This is a genomic window from Sporosarcina cascadiensis (assembly GCF_009650995.1).
Lineage (GTDB): Bacteria > Bacillota > Bacilli > Bacillales_A > Planococcaceae > Sporosarcina > Sporosarcina cascadiensis.
In genome coordinates this window covers 293335-318526 of the sequence record NZ_WHVV01000002.1, presented here as the reverse complement: position 1 = coordinate 318526, position 25192 = coordinate 293335, and the positions used below count along the sequence as shown (strand labels likewise).

Here is a 25192-nt window from a genome sequence, read left to right as displayed (position 1 = left end):
CCATACCTCCATTTAATTCTTGTATTCATACCTGTTATTTCTTACTGGCAATATCAATCCAAACAGCCACAATCAAAATGAGACCTTTTACGATATACTGCCAGAATGTTTCTATATTCATCATGCTCATTCCGTTATCAATACTGGCCATTATCAAAGCACCGATCAGCGCGCCGACCACTTTTCCTCTGCCGCCCATCAGGCTGGTTCCGCCTATTACACAAGCAGCGATGGCATCCAGTTCATACATATTTCCGGCATTCACCGTGGCTGCGTTCAATCTGCTCGTCAATAGAACTCCCGCCACTCCCGATAGAGCTCCCATTGAAATGAATACCATCAAGGTGTTTCGTTTAATATTAATTCCTGATAAAGCAGCTGCTTCAATATTGCCGCCTATTGCATATACATAGCGTCCGAAAGCAGTTTTATTGGAAATGAAGACATAGATTGCTGCCAGTCCCACCACAATAATTACCGGAATTGGAACCCCCTGATACCGACTCAGCATATACGCTGCCAATAAAATAAAGAACGAGTATACAGCAACTTTTCCATAATCGATATATGCAGGTGGAATCAGCAACTCTAAATCACGTCTTTTTGAGCGATTTTTTAATGTCCAAAACAGTAATAAGAGAATACTGCCGACAGCCAATATATAACCGGCTGAAAAAGGCAAGTAACTATTACTGATAGACTTGAAGCTTTCATCCATCGGTGATATAGTCTGCCCCTTGCTCAGCCCAATAAGTATTCCACGGAAAATCAGCATACCGCCGAGGGTCACAATAAATGCAGGGACTGCCCGGTAAGCTACCCACCATCCTTGCCAGACACCAAAAAGAGCTCCGACTGCAACAGCAGCCACTACCACGGCAAACGTATTCCAGCCATGCCAGACTTGCAAAATCGCTGCCACTCCGCCAGTAAGACCTACCAGGGAGCCGACGGACAAATCAATATGACCGGCCACAATCAGCAAAGTCATCCCGATTGCCAGTACCGCAATTACGGCCATCTGCGAAAAGAGGTTGGAAATATTCCGTGAAGATAAAAACTCTCCTCCCGTGAAAAATCCAAAGATAAGGGCTATCAGCACTAAGGCAATAATAAGTGTATAAGCTTGAATATCTAATTTGAAACTGAGTTTACTTTCATTTTCTTCCGGTACGGGATTTTGTATCGGCTGATTTTTCATGGATTCTTCCCTCCTGTTGCACATACCATAATTTTTTCCTGCGTGGCTTCTTCTCTAGTGAATTCACCTGTAATTTTTCCTTCTGCCATCACAATAATCCGGTCTGACATCCCAAGCACTTCTGGTAATTCAGATGAAATAATGACAATACCCACTCCCTGAGCAGCCAATTCATTGATGATTTTATAAATTTCATATTTAGCACCCACGTCAATCCCTCTGGTCGGCTCATCAAGAACAAGAATCTTCGGCTGACTTAACAGCCACTTGCTCAACACTACTTTTTGCTGATTTCCACCGCTCAACTTTCCTACTTGCGCTTCCAAGGTAGGTGCTTTCAAATTCATCTTGTATGTAATTTCATCAGCTACCTTGATTTCCATCGCCTGGTCAATCACTTTTAGCTTCATTACCTTATTTAACGCTGCCAATGTTGTGTTTTTTGTAATACTCATTCCGAGCACCAAACCATAGCGCTTTCTATCTTCAGAAACGTAGGCCAAACCTTCTTTAATGGCATCAGCCGGGGTTTTAATCATAACTGGCTTGCCATCTATTGCGACGTTGCCAGAACTCTCAGCTGCCATCCCGCCAAATAAACCCATGAACAATTCAGAACGTCCAGCACCCATCAGTCCTGAAAAACCAAGGATTTCTCCTTTCTTTAAATGAAATGAAACGTCACTGATTATTCGATCACCGGATTTTTCAGTCAGAGAATAATTCTGCACTTCTAAAATTCCCTCTGTACTTTCCGGACGTTTTTCATATGGGAATAATTCTGTCAGCTCACGGCCGACCATTTTTGTAATAATATTATCTTCCGTCAAATTTTCAATGGAGTCCGTGCTGACCGTCTGACCGTCTCTCAGAATAGTTACGGTATCCGCCAATGACATTACCTCTCCAAGTTTATGGGAGATGTAAATACATGTAACACCTTCACTCCGCAAATCATTCAATAAATTGATAAGTATCTCAACGTCGCTTTCTGTTAAAGCAGCAGTCGGTTCATCGAGTATCAATATTTCTGTATTCTGGGTTAGCGCCTTACAAATCTCAATCAGCTGCTGCTTCCCAACTGGCAGGCTCCCCACTTTTACCTGGGGATCAATATTCAATCCTATTTTGGTTAACCATTTCTGAGCTTCTACATAGATCTTATTCCAATTAATAATCGGTGACCGCATGAGTTCATGACTTAAAAACAAGTTTTCAGCAATTGAAAGCTCCTCCACCAAAGCCAACTCTTGATAAATGATAGATACACCAGCTTCTTGTGATTCCTTAATCGTCTTAAATTCTACGCTCTTTCCATTTACCAATATCTCTCCATCAAAAGTTCCAAATGGATATACACCACTTAATATTTTCATTAAGGTAGATTTCCCAGCGCCATTCTCGCCGCAAAGTGCATGAATTTCCCCTTTACGTACAGAAAAGGAGACATTTTCTAACGCCTTCACACCAGGAAACTCTTTTGTTATATTCCTCATCTGGAGTGCGTAGTCTTCCATTTCAATTCTCCTTCCTATACAGATAAATTGAGAAGGCGGCTTACTGGGCCGCCTTTTCTACATATTTTTTATGGACGCTCATCTTCCGGAACATTTTTATACACATCGTCATAGGAATGGAATTCGTCTTTAATCACTGTATCCATAATATTTTCTTTTCCTACTTTTATAGGGTCCAGTTTAATGAAAGATACATCAATTTTCCCGTTATTCACTGTGGTATCCGACGTGATTTTTTCTCCTTTTGCCAGTTGAACAGCTACTTCAGCACTTTTTTCTGCAATTGCTTTAATCGGTTTATACACTGTCATCGTCTGTGTGCCTTCTGCAACACGCTGCACCCCTGCCAAGTCTGCATCTTGCCCCGAAATGACAGTTTTACCCGCCAGCCCCTGAGCATCCAATGCCTGAATCGCTCCTCCGGCGGTATTGTCATTCGATGCCACTACCGCATCAATATCGTTTTTATTGGCTGTCAAAGCATTTTCCATAATTTTCAATGCCTCATTCGCATCCCAGCCTTTTGCCCACTGATCGCCAACAATCTCAATATCCCCGCTGTCCACCAATGGCTGAATAATATTCATTTGTCCTTCCCTGAACATCTTCGCATTATTATCAGTTGGCGAACCGCCCATCAAAAAGTATTTTCCAGCAGGCGTTTTCTCTACCAAATACTCAGCCTGCATTTCACCTACTTGCACATTATCGAACGAAACATAAGCATCAATATCCGACCCATTTACCAGACGGTCATATGCCAAAACGGGAATCCCTTCCTCCTTGGCTTTATCTACTACAGGCGAGAGAGCATCTGAATTAATCGCAATTATTACCAAAGCATCAAGATCCTGAGACAGCATGTTCTGGATTTGTGATAATTGTTTACTTTCATCTCCATTCGCCGACTGAACAACTACTTCCGCCCCCAGCTCCTCTGCTTTTTTAACGAAGAAATCACGGTCATGCTGCCAGCGCTCCAGCGTTAAATCAGAAACAGACAGCCCAATCCGAAGCTTCCCTTCTTCTTTATCCCCCGACTTTGAAGAATCTGCTTCACCTGAACCTGCATCCTGCCCGCATGCTGCCAGCAATAATACCAATGAAGCGATTAGTAAAAACATGTGTAAGCCCTTACATTTACCCATTCCTTTTTCCCCCTTTTGATTGGATTTACTGTGTTACTAAGATTCTAACATTTCAAACTTTGTTTGTCTATCGAATAAACTAAGTTTATAGTATGCTATAATTATTCAGTAAATAGATCGTGATATAGAAAGTAGTGATCACATGAAACAAGTTACATGGAATCAACATATCGTAAAGCAAAAAAATAAAGAGATCGTCCTGCATTCTGTGATTGATTTGGCTCCGTTATCCCGGGCAGACATTGCACAGCGTTCCGGTTTAAATAAAGCAACAGTCTCATCCCTGGTAAACGAACTGATAGAAGAAGAATTGATTTTCGAATCGGGCCCCGGCAAATCCAGCGGCGGAAGACGTCCCGTGATATTGAACTTCAATCAAACAGCAGGTTATGCGATTGGAATTGACATAGGGGTGAATTATACATTTGGCATCATAACAGATCTGCTCGGCAATGTTCTTCATGAATCAGTAAAAGAATACAAAGCTGCCCTTACGCTCGAAGAGTATATTGGTGAATTGGACAGTATGATTAAGGAACTGATAGCTATGGCTCCTCCAACTAAGTATGGTGTTGTAGGAATCGGTATTGGGGTTCCGGGCGTTATTGACAATAGCGGCCAGGTACTGCTCGCTCCTAACTTAAAATGGATAAATACCGACTTGAAGGCTATTCTCGAAGAAAAGTTTGACCTTCCTATCGTAGTGGAAAACGAAGCGAACGCCGGAGCTTATGGGGAGAAACGATTCGGAGTCGGAAAGAATGTAAATAATTTAATTTTCGTCAGCGCAGGAATTGGCATAGGCGTTGGTCTTATTCTGAATGGCGAGCTATACAGGGGCATAAACGGCTATTCTGGTGAAAACGGGCATATGACGATTATAAAAGACGGAAAACTTTGTAATTGCGGCAATAAGGGCTGCTGGGAAGCCTACGCTTCCGAAAATGCATTATTGGAGAAAGCAAAGCGCCAAAAATCCTTAAACGGAATGACACTTGAACAGCTAATTGCCGCTGCTAAAGAAGACAATACAGATGCTGTCAAACTATTCGAAGAGACCGGTAATTATCTTGGCACCGGGGTTAGTAACCTAATCAAAACATTTAATCCAGAAATGTTAATTATAGGCAACAGATTATCAAAAGCAAAACCTTGGATCCAAGATGCAATGATCAATACAACAAATACAGAGCTTCTGCCATTTCATAAAGAAGAACTCGATATCACATTTATGAAACAAAACTTTTACGCAACGGCTTTGGGAATGGCAGCTTTTACAATTGAAGAATTCTTAAATTCAGAACATACGGTTTAACCAACTCCGCATCAATTTACTTTATGTACAAAATGAAATTGAATATTTTCTGTCACTGTATTCCGGAATCTGCATGGATTCCGGAATATTAGTGATGAACCTAGCTACTAATTCAGTGTTTTAATTCAAGAAACATAGATCAACTTCCACCATGCAAATAAACCCCAATAACCTCCTCCCCTTCATACTCCACTTTCACATGATAATCACCAATCTCATAATCCATTATATCTCCAGTATCATAATTCGATCCTGCAATTGCTTCTTTCTCCTCTTCGCTCATCGGATGATCCGCAGAGTCCCAGAAAGGCTCACCCAGCAACTGCCGCAGCCTTGCAGTCGTATCCTTATAATAAAATCCACTCAGCTCAATGCCAGCAACTGTATCGTTATACTCATCATAAAACACATTCTGGCCGTCCGGATAGGCAAGATACGACCCGCCCTCTGCCTCATATTCTCCCAGATGCACAGGATGCTTTTCACTATAAGCCGCCATCGATCCTCCGACTTTCAACTGCTCGTCCAAAATATAGCCGTTTTTCAGCCGATTCGCCAAATCATCAGGGAACATGCGATAAGGAAACTGGTCGACATAGCCGTCAATATCATGCCATTTGGCGATTAGCCCCTTATACATCTCAAACACTTCGTCTGCAAACCCCTCACCATACCAGTCACTGTCTTCCTTCCACTCATCTTCAATGAACAGCTCCCTTTCATTGATCAAGGTAAGCTTGTTCCCGTCAGGATGCCACTCATACGTCTGGAACAGCCAGCCCAGCGGTTCATCGTTGAAATACTGATACGTCTGCAGATACCGGTCCTCCACCACTTTCACTTTCTCCGTACTGGCATAAAGCACCGGCTCCCCCTCTACCGAAACTGAGTGTAATAGCCCTTGATCTGCAGTAAATAACGACAGCTCCCTGCCATTCGAATGAACCACCTCTGCAATCTGCAGCATCGACTGATCATCAACTTTTCGCATAGTAAATGGATCTTTCGATAAGTTTAGAGTGTAGGAAGCTGAATTCATGTCCTGCAAATACGCCTCGTCGCCTTCTAAATCAGAAAGGTAAAATTGCAGCTCCCCTTCATAGCGCCGGTCACCCGGCTGTCCGAACGCGGAACCTTCTCCTTCAGCGACCGTTTGTATACTATTTATGTCTGCCGGCAAGATGAATATCTGGATTTCCTTCCCATCTTCCAACAGCTTTTCGGTAAATAGAGCCTGTTTTCCGAGGCTTTCAACAGCGACTGCCGTATCTGTCCGTTTTACATCTTTTGGCTCGTAAACTTCCTTGGGCTCTGTCTTTTCTTCTGATGAAGCTACTGGTTGAACTGTAACTGTAGATTCTTCTGCTGTATCTTCTTTTTCTGAACAGCCGCTCACGCCAATCAAAATAGCCACGGTCATTGAAGCATAGCGAAGTAATTTTCTTTTCATTCTCTTTTCCTCCTCAAAACCTTTTCATTAAGAAACCGGATTTCCTAAATAGAAGGAACTCATTATTCTTGCCGTCTCGCCCTTCATAAGTTGCTTGCAAATACCCGATTATCTATTACATTGTGCAATCTTCCCTTCACTTTCACTGCGTTTAACACAGGACATCTGGTTATTTACTGATTAATTTACACTAATTAAATAGTAACACGACAATTAATTTCAGTAAGATAAAAAGTTCAAATAAATTCCCTAGTAGGTACTGTTTGAACGTAGTCTTCCCTCCAGCTGTCTGCTTCATATACTCCGTCCAACCTACGACAGAAATGGTTTCGTCTTGTTTCGCAAAACCTCCGAATTATGCCTAATATGATATTCGTATTCCTCAGACCAGAAGTTTGCCGCTCGCTTTCCACAGTTTCCACGTCATCAGGGATATCCTTGCCTTAAGCTAACTGCTAACTTTCTTCGTCGCGGTTTGGGGGCTTGCATCTTAGAGACTACGTCCATGCTGGGCGCACCAAAAACCCCCAACTTGAAGATACTCAGTTAGGGGTATTAATTCAACTTGTGTAGATAGTTGTAATCTACTTATTGAGCAATAGTGTACGACTTAGTTTCCAAAATCTGATTGGTGCTGCTATATGCACGAATCGAGACCGTTGAACCTGCCTTTAAATTAAGAAAAGTATGTGAGAACTCATTCCATCCAGTCAAATGAAGGTCTACATCATTGATTTTCACATTGTAAACATCACTTCTAGCTTTAATTTTGAAATTGTAAAGCCCTTCTCCCGCCACATGCTTAATGGATTGAATTGCTGCAGATGGATCAGCTATTTCAAAAGGCATTGATGTTTTAGAACTCAGGAATTTTCCACTCTCAGATTTAATGGTGGGCAATACTTCTAAGTGATAGGTTTTCCCCGGTTGATACGGCTGCAACGGTTTAACTTCAACTGTATATCCTCCGTCTAGTCTTTGGAGAGTAGTTGGGATTTTTCTTGTTCCATCTAAGATATAAATCTGGCTCGCATCAAGTGACTCTGAATGCACTGGCTGACTAAACTTGATTTTCCACGACTTATTGAGATTTTCAACCATTTGTGACGGGAAGCTCTTCGCAGACGTTTCAGGAGAAAACGAAATGACAAGTGCAGATATTAACACTACAGAAAGTACGATTTTTTTCACTAGCTTCAAAGTTCTCACTCCCTTACTGAGTTTTACCTATTTTCAAATCTTCCAATGTATAATATTTCAAAATATTTGTCAGTAATGACTTTTCCGTTAATACCGAATGCAAGGAATAGACTCCATCTAATGGCGTCTTAGGAACCTCGACGTATTTTTTATTACCTTTCGCCAGTTTTTTAAATACTGTTTCCGTTCGGCCACTACTACTTTTAACATCTATTCTAATCGTGCTATCTTTTTGCACGTTATCGAACACAACTGTAAACCGATTGTTAATAATTGTAGCTGGTTTAGTTACCGAAACATCGCCGGTAAGTAGAGTAGCCGTAACTATATCAGTTGAGTTAGAGGTTGTAGCTTCAATCGTCGCTATAGATTGATCCTTAAATTCTGTTACATATGTTGAGACTGTTTGTAATATTTTCTCTGGAACTTTTACTCCAATAGTATTCAGACCGTTTTTCTCAATATAAATTGCTAAACCGTCCCCCAGTATCTTGGAGAACTGTTCTGTAGTCCCTTCTAATGAAGGAGCACTTATAGTGATTGAATTTTTAAGTTTTATATCATACTTATAGTTCTCTAGGACACTTTTAGATACAGAGAGATTTACTATTTGCTTCTGTAAAATTGAGTAGTCAGGAACACCACCATTTAAAGTAATAGTAAGTATTTTATCATCAGATTCACTTACTTTAAAATCCCCCTCCTTTATAAGAGCTGAACTAATGCGTCCCCACTCTTTTGTTTGATTATCAGGTGAAAAACCTCGTACTAATGCAGACCTTTTAGAAGAATTTGTTTGAATTGTTTTATCCCACTTAGTATTTTCTAATTCTATTACAATCGCAAACGTTTTACTTTGAAGATCATTGGCTTTTAACGATAGTGATTCATCAGAAAATTTAGCTGAAGCAGTTTCGCCCATTTTTATACTGCTATTAAAAATAAAATCACCTGTTTTATCTTCAGCTTCTTCGTACCCACTCAAAACTTTAGAATTAATTGCTATATTAATATCCGGTGCCGCAGATGATGGATATAGAGGAAATGCAGGTAATTTAATTGATAGCTTATTCTTAGCAACTGTAAAGTTTTCACTTGAGATATCACAGAAAGGGTTATGCAGTGTGCTATCACCACAAGTAAATATTCGCTTAACATCATCAATTTTTAAGTCTGCTTTAAATTCCGCATGATCCAATGTAAAAATCAGTGTTTTCCCACCTTTTTTTATATCTATTGAATCTAAAGAAGTTCCCGTACCTGTCATAGTTGCAGTAACAGCGTTTATAGAGAATGCATTTTCTTTGATAAGATCCTTTTCACCTGTGCGAATACTGAGCAATTCATTCGGGATCGTGATTTTCACATTCTCGTTTGTTTCCGTTGGAAATTGCACCTCTGGTTCCAATGTTAAGATAGCTGTTGTATCATTTACCCTTTGAATAGAATAACCAATTTCCTTATCTCCGGCAGTAGTTAACTTGATTTTTCTTTCTGAACTCAACAGTATGTTTTCACTCACGATATCTTGCTTCCAAATATCGTTCTTCAAAGTAATAATCACAGTTTTTCCACCTTTAATAATATCTAGCGTATTAATTTTATTAGTAGATGTACCCGAAACTACGAAAGTCTGATCAGTAACAGGTGTTACTTTAATCAATTCAGTCTTTTTCTCGAATTCTGTTATATCCTTTAATAATTTAGGGTCTACTAACTTACTACTATCAAACACTATTTCACCGGAGAACTTATTAGAAATTGCAGGTAGTGTAATTAATATTGTTGTTTCATTATTTGTTAATTGAACATCTGCTCTAGCTTTAACTTCATTTTCAATCGCATCATCCAACTCAAAAGCACTTAATAATTTATTGCGCTTTACCGTATTTGAAGCAATATTACTTATCCATGTAGTATTCAAGAGTGTAAGAACTATCGTCTTACCTCCTTTATTAAAATCAGTTTGCGAAATTTCTGGAATCGCTGTTCCTGATAGCAAAACCTTCGGCTGTGCCTGTATCGTAAATGTTCTGTTAGGCACATTTACTGTATCTAGTAGTAGTTGATAAGGTACGTTCACAGATATAATTAAATCTTGCGTTAAAGATAGTTTTTCTACAGTCGGAATTGTAATAATAACTTTAGAATTTTTTACCCCAATATCTGAGGTAGTATCTTCACCTCTCGCAATATAACCGTCAATATTTTTCATTAACTCCTTCTTTATAAGACCCCACTGGTCATTTTGTTCAGTAACCTTTAAACTATCAATCAATAAGAACTTTTTTTCAGGTGTTAGATCTTCATCTGCAACCCATTCAGCACCTGTCAGAGTCAGTTCTATTGCTGTATTCCCAGAACTACTTTTCAAATCAACCTCTTTTATTTCCGGCGTTATCGTAAGCTCGGGTATCGCCACATCTGCTACTGCAATTGACGGTACGATAATTGAAAACAATAATACAAAAGCCATCAACCTTACGACTATCGAATACAACGCCTTTTCACTTCTAATTTTAATTCTCACTTTTAAAACTCCCTCCAATTGTATCTAAATAATCAGTAAACAACACAGATTTAAATAAGACAGGATACTCAACTTAAACAAGTCCTATCAAGCTTTACTTCTGAGGGTATTCCACGTTTAACCAACTTATCCAGAATGTTTTCCATATTTTTAACTATATCACCCTAGTAGACAAATTTCTAGGTGACTTAAGCCCTTTTCCCTGAACTCATAGAACTACTATACTTATAAATAATTTCAAATAAAGGACTTATGGTTTATTTATTGATATAAAAAATAATTTTCATCAATCACGACGAAATAAAGAGGTTTTATCTAATAAAACATAAAACCGGTAACTCAGTGGCTTAAAGATATCTAAGAAAGAAACTTAATAATCATAAAACCTGATTTTATTATAGTACTTTACTTTTCTCTATCCCTTACAAAATTTTTATAATAGCCTCTACAGCCCGCAATCCTATCTCTTCATTCTCACTAGTAAGCAGCTGTTGCAATACATCATCGCATGTCCTTCTATTATTGACTATGGGATTGCATGCACATACAGCATTTAACATCTATTACGTCTTTTTAACTAAAGAATGATTTTTTCGTTTTGCACGCCAATATTTTCTGCATATTAAAATACAAGATACCTACTTCGTATTCTTTATAACTTTTATTCATTCCACGCTTACCCGCAAATAATATCTGCACTTTCATCTCACGTTTATACTCTTTTTTTAAAAAAGTTCTTCCAGATTGATCTGAATATTTTAACTAATAAATCTTTACAAAACTTGACGTACCAGGCTTCTCACTCTTCTTTACTGTATATAGCTTCAATAAATAAAGGCACTTGGCATGAGTATTGCAAAGTATCTATGTATAACAGTCTTAGTGTGTTGGAGATATTAAAAGAGTGAAAGCATCGGCGTCCATTGTAAGCGCTTTCCAATATTACCTCCACATATGCTATTTCCCAGATAGGAGGAAATCACTTTGCTCAGACTGTTATTTTTCTATTAAACACAACTTTAGAGGAGGAAGAGGGATGGCAGAACATAATTTCGAAGCAGTGTTAGAAGATGTAATTGAGTGGAGAAGACATTTTCATCAGTTTCCTGAGTTGTCTTATGAGGAAGTGAATACGTCACAATTCGTATATGATACGTTGACTTCATTCGGCAATATAGAAGTGACGCGGCCGACGAAAACGAGCGTTATGGGACGGTTGGTTGGAAGTGAAGCAGGTCAGGTACTTGCGATGCGGGCTGATATGGATGCACTCCCAATTCATGAAGAAACTGAACTTCCATACGCCTCAAAAAATCCTGGAGTGATGCACGCATGCGGTCACGATGCCCATACCGCCATGCTATTGGGCGCAGCAAAACTGCTCTCTCAAAAACAGCTGACGGGAGAGGTGCGGTTTATATTTCAGCACGCAGAAGAATTATTTCCTGGCGGAGCAAAGGAAATGGTTGAAGCGGGCGTAATGGAAGGGGTAGATAAGGTAATTGGACTGCATGTGTTTTCCATGATTCCAGAAGGAAAAATCGCTATTGCTTATGGGCCATTTACAGCTAATTCAGACGTATTTGATATTGAAATTATAGGTAAAGGCGGACATTCATCTGAGCCGCACGAGACGATTGATCCCATTGCTATCGGAGCACAAGTTGTCAGTAACATACAGCAAATCGTAGCCAGAAATATAAATCCTGCAGATAAAGTCGTCGTATCCATAACAGAATTCCATGGTGGAACGGCTAAAAACATTATTCCCGATACTATTAAAATCGGCGGAGGGGTTCGGTCGTTTAATCAGGAAGTACGAGAGGAAGTTTCACAGCGGATTGGACAGATCGTGAAGGGCATTACGGAGGCGCATAATGCCACCTATGTATATGATTACGTTTTTGGTTATGGATCTGTTAACAACAACCATCAAGTCACCGCAGAAATAGAAGAGTTAATTACAGAGGAACTTGGAAGTGATTATATTTTAGAAACTCCTCCGATGATGGGTGGAGAAGATTTCTCCGCGTTCTCAAACGAGGTGCCCGGCTGTTTTATCGGGATAGGAGCCGCATTTACACAAGAACATGAGAAAGATCGAAATTTCCCTCATCACCACCCGAAGTTTTCAATTGATGAGAAGTCACTGGAAAATGGATTAAGGATATTAGCAAAAGCACCTTTTAAACTCTTGTAATGATATCCACAATTTGTCGTAAAGACAGCGGAAGGAAGTTTGCCTATGTTTCAAGAACCAGTCGTTGCAGCAATGGTTATTTTAGGGTTAATTGCGGTCGGCGAAGCCATCTCAATAGCCACTAAAGCAAGAGTGCCTATGTTATTCATTTCCTTAATGGGCTATCTCGTATTAGTCTGGACAGGTGTATTACCGAAAAGTTTGATAGAAGACTCTGGTTTTGTGGCAGTAGGAACCGTATTAGGGACCGCCCCCATTATCGTACATATGGGAACGTTAATTCCTATGAGAAGTATTAAAATCCAATGGAAAGCAGTAGTCATCGCATTATTAGGAATCCTGTTGGCCTCTGTGTTCATTCTTACACTCATCACTTTGCTATTCGATTATGAAGTGGCCGTGGCTGGAATCGGACCATTAACAGGGGGAATTATTGCTCTCCTTGTAACTTCAGAAGGTCTGAAAGAATTAGGGCTCGTTTCTCTGGTGACCATTCCCGTACTAATCATGGCACTGCAATCTTTAGTCGGTATTCCTTTGGCAACTAATTTATTACGAAAGTATGCTTTGAAAATCCGGTCAGGAATGGATGCAGGAACTTACGTTTCAGAATGCAATGAAAACGAAAAAGGCGAAAAAATAGAAGAAAAAGATAAATTCTTTCTGCCGGAAAAGTATAGGAGCAACTTGATTCTATTGTTTTTACTTTTTATAGGCGGTGCATTAGCAGTGATCCTTGGAAAGTATACCATTATCCCCTACAGTATCTGGTCTCTGATTATTGGGGTAACAGGCCGTGTCATCGGCTTCTATCCAGATCGTGTGATGGAACGTGCAAACGCGTTTACAGTGGGTATGGCCGGCATCCTGTTTTTAATTATCGTCATGATGAACGATATCACGTTCAGTATGTTCTTAAACTACTTGCCTCAAGTACTTGCAATTCTTCTATTGGGTGTAGCGGGCATCGTATTAGGCGGATTCTTAGGTTCGAAATTATTTAAATGGGATCCGTTAAAAGGAATTCCCGTCGCATTAACCGCCACTTTCGGTTTCCCGGGAGATTATATTGTGTGTGAAGAAGTAAGTCGAAGCGTAGGCAGAAATAAAGAAGAGGAACAGAAGATATTTGATGAGATACTGACACCGATGCTGGTTGGCGGGTTTACCACCGTTACATTCGGGTCTGTAGTGATAGCCAGTATACTGATTAAAACGCTGTGATAGATGGGCTTGGTTTGCAGAGGGTTATTCCTGAATAGATGTGACTCGGCCCCCTTTCGAAAACACCTTTATAGAAAGCAATCAAAGAACTCTGCAAATCCATGCAGAGTTCTTTATTTATGCTAAAGTGTTAGGTACCAGGTACACACACAATTTCACTCTGCATACAATTCTGAATAGTGTCCGATTTGTGTCGCGCACAGGCACCTTCCTGATAGTAAGTGTCCGTTCGAAAAGTTTCTTTTAACGTTGTGTTAGAAGGTGCTAAAGCTCTTCACTTCATGCTATCATACATACCGGACACAATAAGGACAGGTGACAACTATGACTGATCAAAATAAAGGAATTTTACTCATTTTACTCTCTGCTTTCGGCTTCTCTATCATGACGCTGTTTGTCAAATTATCAGGTGACGTGCCGACGCTGCAAAAAACGATATTCCGGAACGGAGTGTCGATGATTATATCCTTCTTTTTCGTACTTCATTTCAAAGAACGTTTCTTTGGCAAGCGGGAAAACCAGCCGCTTCTGCTTCTGCGGTCGACACTCGGCATGATCGGAATCATCCTGCTGTTTTATGCAATCGATCATCTCGTCATTGCAGATGCGGACATGCTTAATAAAATGAGCCCCTTCTTCACCATTATCTTTGCTGCCATCTTCTTGAAGGAATTTGTGAAACCGTACCAAATCTACAGCATCATCGCCGCGTTTCTCGGTACGCTGTTTATTATCAAGCCTTCATTCTCGCTTGGCATCGTGCCCTATGCAGCGGGAATATTGTCTGCCGTCTTTGCCGGCGCCGCCTACACTGCGCTTCGTGCACTGGGCGACCGGGAGCAATTTTATACGGTTGTCTTCTACTTTTCGGGATTCACGACAGTTGTGCTTCTGCCGTTCGTCATCTACAACTATGAGCCAATGACGCTGCAGCAGACGGTGTATTTGCTGCTCGGCGGAGTGTTCGCGACCATCGGCCAGTTCGGCATCACACTCGCGTACAAGTTTGCGCCCGCCAAGGACATTTCTGTATTCAACTATTTCACGGTCGTGTTCACCGCTCTGCTCGGCCTCTCTTTCCTTGGCCAGGTACCTGATCTTTATAGCATTTTGGGCTATCTCATTATTTTCGGTGCTTCGTTTTATATGTTTTTACAGAATAAGAAGCCTGCTTTGTCATGAAACAGGTACCAGGTGCCCATACAATTGAGTAAACCGAATTGTCTTTTAATTGTGTGCGCGTCTGGTATCTTTCACAATCAAAAAGCTCTGCATAATCCTGCAGAGTTTTTCATATTCTATAGCCGCTCAAGATGGAACAGTCATCAACTCTAGCCCCTGCTCAAATACTCATCCAGCGGCATCTTCTCAACAATCATCTCCGCTTCCACATCTTGCGCATCCAACTCAACGACGAATACACTTCGTTATACAAACTTACCGCGTCACCCCCATCTTCCAGCGTTTCATCCCTGCCCATATACATCACGGTCTGTACGAACTTCACGTCTTCAAACGATAACTGCATCAAGTATTCATACATCTCCCTGCCCATTTCCCGTTCTTCTATCTGACTTTCAGAATCATAAAAATCCGTAGCTCCGGACAATGTCATAATCCCTTCGCCAACAGCCAATTTAAGCCGTTCTTTTGCAAATGTAATCATATCCAATAAGATTAACTTTTCTCTCTGCCGACATAATCATTCCCTACATCACTCACCTGATACTAAAATATCACTTCATTGCTTCTCCACCTCAAAATTCCTCTTGCTGCTGTCCATTCGAATCGAATAAGAACTTTGCTTTTCATGGACCACCATCACATTTGTTCTAGCTTCCATCCGGCCTTTCAGCCTGCAGGCGCGAAGATATTTGCTTTCGAAGGAGTAGGCGCTGCAGTTTACGGTCATGTCGCTTCCGTCTATAAAAAAGACTTGAATATGCTCTTTGTCGATAGTTTTGAAACGGTCAATATCACCTGCTGAAAACCAAATACACTTCGGACTTGATGATGATTTGCTCGGAAACCAGTACAGGCCAAGTTTTTCACTGACAATGACCGGTGGCATGAAGATGTCTTCACCAAAAATCGTCCGCGTTCCGTCCACTGCGCCGCGAAGGCTAGAGCCATAGCAGCGAATACTGTAATCAACCAAATCTGTCGGACTGATATCGGCATATATGAAATCTCCGTTTTGCAATACCATCGATCCCAGCTTTCCTTCCTCATCATACTGCGGACAAATCATGTACGTTCCCTGTGTAATGATTGCATGTCGTAATCTCTCCATTGCTTTCTCCCCCTTTTTTCTGCTGACACTTTTCCAATCCGGCAAAAAAGGGTATACTAACACTAGGTCGGTAATACGCCGGCCGGTTGTCCCCGAGTGGTGTCTGCCCTGACGCTATACACTCGGGGATTTCTTGTTTCCAACTTTCCTCACCCACTACTCACCTCCTTCACTGCGCAGCCAGCCCACCAGCGCATCATTCGTTTTTTTATTGCTTCTCAAATAATAATATCGATCCTTCCCTCTAACCGAACCATCAAACGTACGCCAGATCTCCTGATTCCTCGCCCAGTCCACATGCGCAAGCCCCCTCATCCGGCGCTCGACTGTCTCCTTTTTCACTTCAAACCGTTCATGCTCCAGCCCTTCATACGCATATTGAGCAAGCGCCGACAGCAAAGGGAAACTGGCAAGCATAGACTCTTCAAAATTACCGATAGTCTTGGCTGGATACAGAGTGAACAGCTCATCGAACCATGTGCTAATCAATTCTATATGCTGCTCCGACTGCAGCTGATCTTCCGCCGACATGGCTATTTGCCTGTCCGTCAGCTTGCCGGTAATGAATAATGCCACGATGCGCCGCAGCTGTGACAGCGACAGCAGATTTTTATTCCTCGGCCGGACAACTGCTGTTTTTTCCATCTCTACGCCAGCCACCTTCAACTGCTCATGGTTCTCCAGCACTTTGTTCGTCGTCTGGCTGACCTCATCTCGTGAGTCGAATGAAATCCGCTTGGACAACGATACTTTCTTCCCCTTCGTATTCAAATCGATGTACAGCTGATCCGCTTCCTTTTGCGACAGCCCTTCAAACACCTGTACCGCCACCTGCACCTGATCGAGCATGTAGAACAAGCCGAATCCTTTTTTCTGCTCCGTCATGTCGTCGCTGCCAGTCATCCTGGTAATCGCCGAACGCAGTCGCGTAAGCGCTTGCATTCTTTGCGTACCATCGATGATTGTCAGCTTCTTTGGTTTCCCTTCATCCAAACTCCCTTCAGGCAGCATGGCAATGATCGGCGGCATGTAAATCTGCTCTTCCAATATATTATCCAGTATATACCGCCTGATCTCCCGCACTTGTCCAGTGTTCACTTCTCTCAGCACTAAGCGCCCCTCGTCGAGCATCTCCGCTAATTCATTTGCCGTATAGATGACCATCGACTGTTTTTTCTCAAATACCTGTTCAATGATCATGTAGCGTCTTCCCTTCTTCGTGAATGACTTTCAAGAACTTCATCATCGTCCGTTTTACCGCCGTAGTATTCGAATGATTTCGGACCCGACCGGATTGCTTATCGTACATATGGCTGAACAGCGGATCGTCATGCCGCCAGCTGCAGTGCCTTTTCAGGACCTTCAGCAGCCGGATCGCTTCCTTATGGGAGATGGACCGCTCACGTGTCAGCGTGAACACCGTGTAGGCCAATGCCATCTGCACACCTGTTGCCCCGCTCGCATAGCGCTTCCGATCTGCCATATTTTTCGGAAAGACTGACGGCCAGGAAGCAAAGAAAGCTTCTGCAATGGCAGGCACATCTTTCTGTTTACAATTTCGGTAGTAAGGATCTCCCGTCTTCACTGTCAGCACACCTTCGAATAAGGCAATCAAACATTTTCGCATCGTAATCAATGAAGTAATCGTCGTACTTTTTTCCGTCACACGCGATGTCAGAAATTCAATGTCCAGCTGCTCTTTCAGACGGTCTGCCACATTGCGTGTCAATTCGGTATACTGATCGCGCTGGTCATAACGCAGCTGCAAGCCGGCATGTGCCTCCCGCCGTTCCGTATTGCAATCCGTAAACAACTGCCGCTCCTCCTGCTGAGTCAAGTCTAAGTAAATTTGCATCGAAACAGGATAGGCATTCAGCTGCTGAATCTGCCGCTGCGCTTCTTGTGCTTTAACTTCATCACCCAATTCCTCCGCTGCTTCTTTCATCGCTTTCAACGTGCCGAGCGCAGATGATAATGCAGAAGACCTATGCTGTCCATCCAGTACGAATATCCTCGCACCCGGTTTCAACGTAAATCCTGCATCTGTTTCATCTATATTCCGCCTGCTCGAATAAATAAATGGTGAGAAATAAAAAGGCTCTCCGCGCTCCAAGCTCACTAAAATGAAATCTCGGATTTCCCGGCGCTTTCGCGGATCAAGCTGACGCTGTACTTCATTGTCCACCTCAAATATGGCCTCCAGCATAGAGAATCGCACCTGAGTACATAGAACCTCCTTGCCGAACTGTTTATAGCCTGTCCCACCCATCGTAGTGGTCATCATATTACCCGACATGAATATTCCCTCCCCCTGCCATTTGAATCAGTATATAACAAGAAAATTTACAAGTCCATCCTTATTTTGATTATTCCAACTTGACTGATAACATTATTTTTTTAAGAACGTTTTTTAGCCCGCTCTTTACAAATTTATTAATTGGTGGTAAAAGACATAAAAAAGTTCTCTAACCGCGCGGGTCAGAGAACTTCTGAGAGTAGGATGGCTACAATAAACTTACCAGCACTGGTAGTGATTATAGCAAGATTATCATTAATAAAAGAAGTAACCACCCTCCTAACGACTGAATTGATATCCCTTTTCTTTATACCCATCACAAAGGATGCGAGACATTATTTTTGCGAGTTCATTTTTTTGAATAGGTCCTTCTGGTGAGTACCATTTATAAGCCCAGTTACAACTTCCAAGGATGGTTTGGACAGCGATGCTAGGATGAACATCGATGAAGTACTGATTCTCCACCCCTTCTTTAAACCACACCGTAACCGTTTCGTAGTATAAATCAATAGCTTCCTGGGTTTTTCGAGTAATTTCAGCAGGCAATGATTTTTGTTCCTCAAAAAATATTCCTACTTTTATTTGGTTCTCTAAAATTAATAAAGTATGTTTCTCTATAATATTCTCAAATTTAATCTGGGCTGGTTCTTGTAAACGAATAATTTCGCTAAATAGTTTTCAGTTTTACTGATGATTTCTTCAATTATTGCCAAGCTAATTTGATCTTTGCTTTTAAAATAATAGTAAATTGCCGGACGAGTAACAAGTAAGTCCGACTCACAAATCATTAAAATACCGATGATGTCCGAAAAAGGAGGCAGTCGTGATTGTTTCATTACTCCCCAGCACCCACATAAAACGTATGAGGCAGCGGATCAACACTGGCCGCCAGATATACTTCGTTTTTATATGGTTTTTAATAATGACACGTCCGTCTAGTGAAATCCCTTTTGAAGTCGTCTTTCCGGCGACTCCCGTTGACCATCCCATCTCTAACAATCAGCAATGTGCTAAGACTCACGAAAAAAGCCCTGCAGAGATGACCGATTTCTCGACCAGAAAACTCTAATTCTCGACTCGTTTTTTATGAATGGTGACTTGTTTGTAAACCATTGAACCTCACATTAAAAGTATCGTAATAATTTTCTATAATATGCTTTCTGGCAATAAAACCATTTTGCTATTCAAACCGTTAATTTTAATTTCACAGTGTTAGACTCTAGATAGCCATCATTTAAAGACTTATACTGAGAATATCTTCGAGCAGGAAGTTTAAAGCTTACCTCAAAAAGGCATTTAGCAACTGAGTAATTTATGGTCTTTTAAATAGTCATGTACGTCAGCTGCTGTTTGTAAATGCAAAAGCTCTTTTTTCAGGTTTGTCATTTCTCTTGACAATTTTGTTAGTTGTAAACGTGCTGGTAAAATAGAGGATGGACTCATACTAAATTCATCCAATCCTAACGCGAGTAAGACTGGGATTGCTAAATTATCTCCTGCCATTTCTCCGCACATACCTACCCGTATACCTTCGTTATGGGCTGCCTCAATTACCCTGGATATCGATCGCAAGATGGCTGGATTGAACGGCTGATAAAGATAGGATATATTTTCGTTCATTCTATCTGCAGCCATTGTATATTGGATTAAATCATTGGTTCCGATGGAAAAAAAGTCGACTTCTTTTGCAAAATGGTCGGCCATTGCTACGGAAGCCGGGGTCTCAATCATCATTCCAATTTTAATGGATTCGGCAAGTAATACCCCTTCGGCCAGCAGGACGTCTCTTTCATCTTGCAGCAACTGTTTTGCTTCACGCAACTCTTCTAAGGTGGCTATCATAGGAAACATGATCTTAAGATTACCAAATTTGCTCGCCCGCAATAACGCCCGAAGTTGTGTACGGAATACAGTTTTATTTTCTAAACAATACCGGATTGCCCGCATACCTAAAAACGGGTTCATTTCTTTTGGGAAATGTAGATACGGAAGTTCCTTATCACCGCCGATATCTAAAGTCCTAATCACTACAGGTTTATTCTTCATTTCTTCCAACACTCGCTTATATGCCGCAAACTGCTCTTCTTCATTCGGTAACTGGTCACGATTCATATACAAAAATTCTGTACGGTATAATCCGATGCCTTCCGCTCCATGTTCTAGGACATTCTGAACTTCTTCAGGAGTGCCGATATTAGCAGAAAGTTCGATGCTATGTCCATCAGCTGTCACCGTTTTCGTGTTAATCAGCTTTTTGAGTTCCTCACTTTTCAATTCAAACTGCTTTTTCTTTTCATGATACTCTTTTATTTTTTCTTCAGTGGGGTTTATGATGACATACCCTTCTTCCCCATCCACGATGAGTAAGTCGTTATTTTTCACCTTTTCCATTATATTCTTTGTTCCCACTACCGCAGGAATCCCCATTGACCTGGCCATGATTGCAGTATGGGAGGTTCTTCCTCCAATATTAGTTACAAACCCCTTAATATATTGTTTATCTAGTTGCGCTGTAACCGACGGAGTCAAATCCTCCGCTACGATAATTACTTCATCCGTGATCAAGTCCAAATTGGGCAGCTCAACGTGTAATAGAATTGCAATCAGACGGTCCGTCACATCACGTATGTCAGTTGCGCGCTCTCTCATATAGTCATTTTCTATAGCTTCAAATAGTGAAACTAGCTTATCAGCAATTACATTTGCCGCATATTCGGCGTTAACATTTTCCGATTTTATTTTATCAGTAACTTCCCCAATGAATTCTGGATCTTCAAGAATCAGCAACTGTGCAGAAAAAATGCTTGCTTTTTCAGTACCCAGTCGCATTTCAGTCCGTTCTTTTATTTGATCAATTTCTAACTTCGCTTGTTTAATTGCATCCTGGAAACGTGATATTTCTTCGCTATGCTCATTTATTTGCTTTTTACTTATTTTAAATGAACTGCTTTCTAAGCAATAAGCACGTGCAATTGTAATTCCATTCGATGCCAGAACACCTTCTACCACTTTCAATATCTATCACCCAACTTTTGCTCACTGATCGCTTCGCTGAAAGCTTTTATTGCTGACTCCTCATCCGCGCCTGTTGCACGGATCGATATTACTGCATGAACAGGTATCCCTAACGCCATAACCCCAATAATTGATTTTAAATTTGCAGTTCGTTCCCTGAATACGATGTCAATATTGGATACAAATTGATTTGCAGTCTGTACTAGTATAGACGCAGGACGAGCGTGAATTCCTGCAGGATCAGTTATGATAAATTTACATTCTTCCATATGAATTCACCCTTTTCAAATTAAAGTACTGTGCTATTCCAAATTAATCCACACACTTTTTACTTCTGTATAATTATCCAATGCATAAGAACCCATTTCACGTCCAAAGCCTGATTCTTTATAGCCTCCAAACGGAGAAGCGGGATCCGTTACATTATAACAATTAACCCAGACAGAACCTGCCTTTAATTTATTTGCAACATAATGAGCTTCTTTCAAGTTTTCGGTCCAAATTCCAGCCGCTAAGCCAAATTCAGATTGGTTGGCACGTTCAATGATTTCGTCTATAGTTTCATAGGGCATGACTACAACTACAGGACCAAAAATTTCTTCTTGAGCAATGGTCATAGATTCCTTCACATCTGCAAAGACAGTTGGCTGTATAAAATATCCTTCTTCAGAACCCGTTCCTCCACATAGCAAGATAGCTCCTTCAGATTTGCCTTTATTGATATAATCTAATACGCGATTTTGTTGTTTTTTCGAAACCAGCGGCCCCATCTCAGTATCCCGGGCCAAACCACTGCCGATTTTCACCTTTTTCGCATAGGAAACCAATTCAGCTATGACATGATCATATTGACTTTGGTGAACATACACTCGTGAACCTGCACTGCATACTTCCCCTTGGTTCGCCATAATTCCTGAAAACACACCAGGTATAGCTAAAGATAAATCTGCGTCTGGCAAAATAATGTTTGGCGATTTCCCGCCTAGTTCCAACGTAACCCGCTTCATTGTGTCAGCAGCTGCCTTCATTATGCTTTTCCCTACTGCTGTAGATCCTGTAAAAGCTATTTTGTTTACATCTGTATGTTTAACTAGTGCATCTCCTGCTATATGTCCGAAGCCGGGGACCACGTTGATAACCCCTTCCGGAAATCCTGCTTCGGCAGCCAACTTTCCCAGATACAGCGCAGACAACGGTGTTTGTTCAGCAGGCTTTAAGACGACCGTACAGCCTGTCGCCAAAGCCGGCGCTATTTTCCATGCAGCCATCATTAAAGGGAAATTCCAAGGGATAATTTGCCCCACGACGCCTACCGGTTCATGACGCGTATAATTAAAATACTCACCGGCAACCGGAATGGTTTGTCCTACAATTTTAGTTGTCCAACCAGCAAAGTATTCGAATTGGCCAATTGCGTTAGGAATATCATTTCCCTGCAAGTCCGCTATCGGTTTGCCGTTATCCAGAGAATCTATTTCTGCTAACTCCTGTGTATGCTGTTCAATTAACTCTGCTAACCGATACATCAGTTTTCCTCGTTCAGCACCGCTCATCGTTGACCATGGACCGTGCTCAAATGCAGCTTTTGCCGCTTGTACTGCCTGATCAATATCTTCAGCATTAGCTTCACTAACCTGCGCCAACACTTCTCCATTTGCCGGATTATACGTACTGAATATTTTCCCGGAAACAGAATTCACAAATTCTCCATTGATGAATAATTTCTTAGGTTCACTCAAAAATTCAGAAACCTTTTTGGATAGTTGATAGTCTTGCATCATGCGTTTCTCCTCCTGTCGAAAGAATCAAACACTCTTTAATCGCTCGATAGCTTCCTGAATGTCATCCCTGAAAATGAATGATCCAGAAACTGCAATGTCAGCACCTGCCGCCTTGCACTGAGCTGCCGTTTCACTATTGATACCGCCATCGACTTCTATTTGGAAATTCAATTTATATTCTTTTCGCCATTTCGCAACTTCAGCTATCTTTTCAAGAGAAAGGGGATGGAAAGACTGCCCTCCAAACCCCTCGTCACAAGTTACAAAAAGCACAAGGTCCACTACATCCAAACAATGTCTAATAGTGTCGACTGGCGTTTCAAGCTTTAGCGCAATTCCCGCTTTCTTGCCTGCATTTTTTATTTCAAGCAGCGTTTTGCGTAAAAACTGAGTACTTTCCGGATGGATCACAAAGAAATCCGCCTCTGAATCTAGATAGTTTTTTATACTCCGCTCCGGCTCAGCAATCATTAGATGTACTTCAATAGGTAATTCCGTTATTTTTCTGATAGCTTTCACGGTAGCCGGACCCCATGTGATGTTTGTAACGAAACGGCCGTCCATGATATCAATATGGATGAACTCTGTGCCTTTTTCCTCCAAAAGACGAATATCTCTTTCTAAGTTCAGAAAATCAGCACTTAAAATCGAGGCTGAGACAATCATGCACTTCACTCACTTCCTAGCTTACTCCACAGGTTCAGGTCTATTGCCAACTTTTTTGACGTAAAGCCCTACTGGGATGGTGAGAATAATCAATACAATCAAACCAATCCAGCCAAAGTTGCCAATTTGTGCGATAACATAATCAAACATATTTCCATTCCAGAGTGCGGTCGATTGACCTTTGATTGCTGTAACCCCACTGTTTGCAGCGAGCTTACTAAAATACGGCGCGAACCAGGTGGCAATATATAGAACAATGACCATATTAATTACTCCACTGATGATTGTCTTTAATATATTCCCGTTATGGATGATGGTCGCCATACATGTAAAGAATGCGACGAATGCAAGATCCCCAAGCGGCAATACGCTGTTACCAGGCAATATAACCGCAAGGATAAGCGTAATTGGTATTAACATAGTTCCGATAATCTGTGTTGTCGGTAACCCAAGAGTGATAGCTGAATCCAGGCCAATGAAGACTTCTTTTCCATTAAAGTGTTTATTGAAGAATGCTTTGGCGGATTCAGAAATAGGCAGCAAACCTTCTACAATGATCTTTACCATGCGTGGAAACAGCACCATGATGGCCACTACACTCATTAGAAGATTTGCACCTTCCACAAAATTATAATCAGCTAAAAGTGCCAGAATGATCCCGAGCACTGTACCGATAATCACCGGATCGCCGAACATCCCGATTTTCCCCTGCAAATAAGAAATATCAAGTTTTGAATTTCGTAAAAAAGGAATGCGGTTATATACCTTATCTAACAACGAAAACAATGGTACCGTACTGGCGGCATATCCTTGAGGTATTGAAATCCCTTCTACACCTAGCATCCTTTGAACTTTCCTCGCAGAATAGTCCGCTGACAGTAAAGACCAGGTAGCCTGAATCAGGCTGGCTCCAATCCCAAGCACGACACTTCCCGTCACCAAGTGGACGACTGCTCCGGTAAATGCGTAATGAGAGTAGTTAAAAATATCAATATTCATAGTTTTAGTGAAACCAACTACCAACAATAGTAGGTTGAGAATAAAAACGGAAGGAATGATCAGCGCGCCCACTAAAGTTGAAAAAGCCACTCCTGCCGCCGCTCCGGATCCGATATCAATGACAGTCAGATTAAAAGAGAACCTTTCAACAATCTGGCCGACCGCGGGTTCTAGGCTGTCCGAAATCAATGAAATCGCCAATCCTAACCCGATGAATCCGATGCCTACCATTATCCCGCTTCTAATAGACTTCAGTATTCCCTGTCCAAATACCAAACTGATGACAATCAAAACAATTGGAACAAAAACGCTAGATCCAAGTGATAAGAAATAATCGACAACTCCCATATGATCTCC

The 25192-nt window shown here is 41.3% G+C and carries 21 protein-coding genes; 4 read left to right on the top strand and 17 right to left on the bottom strand.

All coding sequences use genetic code 11. The annotated features are described in order from the left end of the window. Positions 1-34 precede the first annotated feature (34 nt). The 3 genes from GDZ68_RS03780 to xylF all read right to left on the bottom strand — a co-directional run bounded on the left by GDZ68_RS03780 (position 35) and on the right by xylF (position 3866). A complete protein-coding gene (locus GDZ68_RS03780) occupies positions 35-1201 on the bottom strand; it encodes a sugar ABC transporter permease (RefSeq protein WP_228550994.1) in 1167 nt (388 codons plus the stop codon). Continuing rightward, a complete protein-coding gene (locus GDZ68_RS03775) occupies positions 1198-2718 on the bottom strand; it encodes a xylose ABC transporter ATP-binding protein (protein ID WP_153720945.1) in 1521 nt (506 codons plus the stop codon). The genes GDZ68_RS03780 and GDZ68_RS03775 overlap by 4 nt, the downstream gene beginning before the upstream one ends. 68 nt (positions 2719-2786) lie before the next feature. Then, entirely contained in the window at positions 2787-3866 is a 1080-nt protein-coding gene (gene xylF, locus GDZ68_RS03770; protein ID WP_153720944.1) for a D-xylose ABC transporter substrate-binding protein, read from the bottom strand. Between the two features lie 142 nt (positions 3867-4008). Here xylF and GDZ68_RS03765 point away from each other — a divergent pair, with 142 nt between their 5' ends. Further along, positions 4009-5181, top strand: a complete 1173-nt coding sequence (locus GDZ68_RS03765) for an ROK family transcriptional regulator (protein WP_153720943.1) — start codon at positions 4009-4011, stop codon at positions 5179-5181. A gap of 139 nt (positions 5182-5320) precedes the next feature. On the opposite strand, the gene GDZ68_RS03760 is transcribed toward GDZ68_RS03765, so the two are convergent. From GDZ68_RS03760 to GDZ68_RS03750, 3 genes are all read right to left on the bottom strand, one after another. Beyond that, on the bottom strand, positions 5321-6631 hold the full coding sequence (locus GDZ68_RS03760; protein ID WP_153720942.1) for a hypothetical protein: 1311 nt from the start codon (positions 6629-6631) through the stop codon (positions 5321-5323). A gap of 588 nt (positions 6632-7219) precedes the next feature. Then, positions 7220-7822, bottom strand: coding sequence for an Ig-like domain-containing protein (locus tag GDZ68_RS03755; RefSeq protein ID WP_228551002.1), 603 nt, complete (start codon positions 7820-7822; stop codon positions 7220-7222). 22 nt (positions 7823-7844) lie between these two features. Then, complete coding sequence (locus GDZ68_RS03750) at positions 7845-10361, bottom strand: hypothetical protein (protein WP_153720940.1); 2517 nt, start codon at positions 10359-10361, stop codon at positions 7845-7847. Between the two features lie 1036 nt (positions 10362-11397). On the opposite strand from GDZ68_RS03750, the gene GDZ68_RS03745 reads away from it, so the two are divergent. The 3 genes from GDZ68_RS03745 to GDZ68_RS03735 all read left to right on the top strand — a co-directional run bounded on the left by GDZ68_RS03745 (position 11398) and on the right by GDZ68_RS03735 (position 14967). Further along, positions 11398-12561, top strand: coding sequence for an amidohydrolase (locus tag GDZ68_RS03745; protein WP_153720939.1), 1164 nt, complete (start codon positions 11398-11400; stop codon positions 12559-12561). Between the two features lie 45 nt (positions 12562-12606). Continuing rightward, positions 12607-13785, top strand: a complete 1179-nt coding sequence (locus GDZ68_RS03740) for a hypothetical protein (protein WP_153720938.1) — start codon at positions 12607-12609, stop codon at positions 13783-13785. Positions 13786-14109: 324 nt separating this feature from the next. Next, positions 14110-14967, top strand: a complete 858-nt coding sequence (locus GDZ68_RS03735; protein WP_153720937.1) for a DMT family transporter — start codon at positions 14110-14112, stop codon at positions 14965-14967. A gap of 193 nt (positions 14968-15160) precedes the next feature. Here GDZ68_RS03735 and GDZ68_RS03730 read toward each other — a convergent pair whose 3' ends face one another. From GDZ68_RS03730 to GDZ68_RS03680, 11 genes are all read right to left on the bottom strand, one after another. Further along, a complete protein-coding gene (locus GDZ68_RS03730) occupies positions 15161-15457 on the bottom strand; it encodes a hypothetical protein (protein WP_153720936.1) in 297 nt (98 codons plus the stop codon). Positions 15458-15526: 69 nt separating this feature from the next. Beyond that, complete coding sequence (locus GDZ68_RS03725; protein ID WP_153720935.1) at positions 15527-16078, bottom strand: competence protein ComK; 552 nt, start codon at positions 16076-16078, stop codon at positions 15527-15529. A gap of 156 nt (positions 16079-16234) precedes the next feature. Then, complete coding sequence (locus tag GDZ68_RS03720; RefSeq protein ID WP_153720934.1) at positions 16235-17278, bottom strand: DNA sulfur modification protein DndB; 1044 nt, start codon at positions 17276-17278, stop codon at positions 16235-16237. Then, positions 17268-18374, bottom strand: a complete 1107-nt coding sequence (locus GDZ68_RS03715) for a DNA sulfur modification protein DndB (RefSeq protein WP_153720933.1) — start codon at positions 18372-18374, stop codon at positions 17268-17270. The genes GDZ68_RS03720 and GDZ68_RS03715 overlap by 11 nt, the downstream gene beginning before the upstream one ends. Positions 18375-18653: 279 nt before the next feature. Next, positions 18654-19010 carry a hypothetical protein gene (locus GDZ68_RS03710; protein WP_408020115.1) on the bottom strand — a complete coding sequence of 119 codons (357 nt, stop codon included), beginning with the start codon at positions 19008-19010 and terminating at the stop codon, positions 18654-18656. Positions 19011-19151: 141 nt separating this feature from the next. After that, on the bottom strand, positions 19152-19364 hold the full coding sequence (locus GDZ68_RS18050) for a hypothetical protein (protein WP_194841049.1): 213 nt from the start codon (positions 19362-19364) through the stop codon (positions 19152-19154). A gap of 306 nt (positions 19365-19670) precedes the next feature. Then, positions 19671-21392, bottom strand: a complete 1722-nt coding sequence (gene ptsP, locus GDZ68_RS03700; protein ID WP_153720930.1) for a phosphoenolpyruvate--protein phosphotransferase — start codon at positions 21390-21392, stop codon at positions 19671-19673. Then, positions 21386-21658, bottom strand: coding sequence for an HPr family phosphocarrier protein (locus tag GDZ68_RS03695; RefSeq protein ID WP_153720929.1), 273 nt, complete (start codon positions 21656-21658; stop codon positions 21386-21388). The genes ptsP and GDZ68_RS03695 overlap by 7 nt, the downstream gene beginning before the upstream one ends. Positions 21659-21691: 33 nt before the next feature. After that, positions 21692-23170 (bottom strand): aldehyde dehydrogenase family protein, encoded by a 1479-nt coding sequence (locus GDZ68_RS03690; RefSeq protein WP_153720928.1) that lies wholly within the window; start codon positions 23168-23170, stop codon positions 21692-21694. A gap of 24 nt (positions 23171-23194) precedes the next feature. Next, positions 23195-23836 (bottom strand): ribulose-phosphate 3-epimerase, encoded by a 642-nt coding sequence (gene rpe, locus GDZ68_RS03685; RefSeq protein ID WP_153720927.1) that lies wholly within the window; start codon positions 23834-23836, stop codon positions 23195-23197. 21 nt (positions 23837-23857) lie between these two features. Beyond that, positions 23858-25183, bottom strand: coding sequence for a PTS galactitol transporter subunit IIC (locus GDZ68_RS03680; protein WP_153720926.1), 1326 nt, complete (start codon positions 25181-25183; stop codon positions 23858-23860). Between the last annotated feature and the right edge of the window lie 9 nt (positions 25184-25192).

Bases quoted from the DNA above. Each gene is read 5' to 3' on its own strand.
- GDZ68_RS03780 (WP_228550994.1), bottom strand. From the start codon at position 1,201: ATGAAAAATCAGCCGATACAAAATCCCGTACCGGAAGAAAATGAAAGT.
- GDZ68_RS03775 (WP_153720945.1), bottom strand. From the start codon at position 2,718: ATGGAAGACTACGCACTCCAGATGAGGAATATAACAAAAGAGTTTCCT.
- xylF (WP_153720944.1), bottom strand. From the start codon at position 3,866: ATGGGTAAATGTAAGGGCTTACACATGTTTTTACTAATCGCTTCATTG.
- GDZ68_RS03765 (WP_153720943.1), top strand. From the start codon at position 4,009: ATGAAACAAGTTACATGGAATCAACATATCGTAAAGCAAAAAAATAAA.
- GDZ68_RS03760 (WP_153720942.1), bottom strand. From the start codon at position 6,631: ATGAAAAGAAAATTACTTCGCTATGCTTCAATGACCGTGGCTATTTTG.
- GDZ68_RS03745 (WP_153720939.1), top strand. From the start codon at position 11,398: ATGGCAGAACATAATTTCGAAGCAGTGTTAGAAGATGTAATTGAGTGG.
- GDZ68_RS03740 (WP_153720938.1), top strand. From the start codon at position 12,607: ATGTTTCAAGAACCAGTCGTTGCAGCAATGGTTATTTTAGGGTTAATT.
- GDZ68_RS03735 (WP_153720937.1), top strand. From the start codon at position 14,110: ATGACTGATCAAAATAAAGGAATTTTACTCATTTTACTCTCTGCTTTC.
- GDZ68_RS03725 (WP_153720935.1), bottom strand. From the start codon at position 16,078: ATGGAGAGATTACGACATGCAATCATTACACAGGGAACGTACATGATT.
- GDZ68_RS03720 (WP_153720934.1), bottom strand. From the start codon at position 17,278: ATGATCATTGAACAGGTATTTGAGAAAAAACAGTCGATGGTCATCTAT.
- GDZ68_RS03715 (WP_153720933.1), bottom strand. From the start codon at position 18,374: ATGTCGGGTAATATGATGACCACTACGATGGGTGGGACAGGCTATAAA.
- GDZ68_RS18050 (WP_194841049.1), bottom strand. From the start codon at position 19,364: ATGGGATGGTCAACGGGAGTCGCCGGAAAGACGACTTCAAAAGGGATT.
- GDZ68_RS03695 (WP_153720929.1), bottom strand. From the start codon at position 21,658: ATGGAAGAATGTAAATTTATCATAACTGATCCTGCAGGAATTCACGCT.
- GDZ68_RS03690 (WP_153720928.1), bottom strand. From the start codon at position 23,170: ATGATGCAAGACTATCAACTATCCAAAAAGGTTTCTGAATTTTTGAGT.
- rpe (WP_153720927.1), bottom strand. From the start codon at position 23,836: ATGATTGTCTCAGCCTCGATTTTAAGTGCTGATTTTCTGAACTTAGAA.
- GDZ68_RS03680 (WP_153720926.1), bottom strand. From the start codon at position 25,183: ATGGGAGTTGTCGATTATTTCTTATCACTTGGATCTAGCGTTTTTGTT.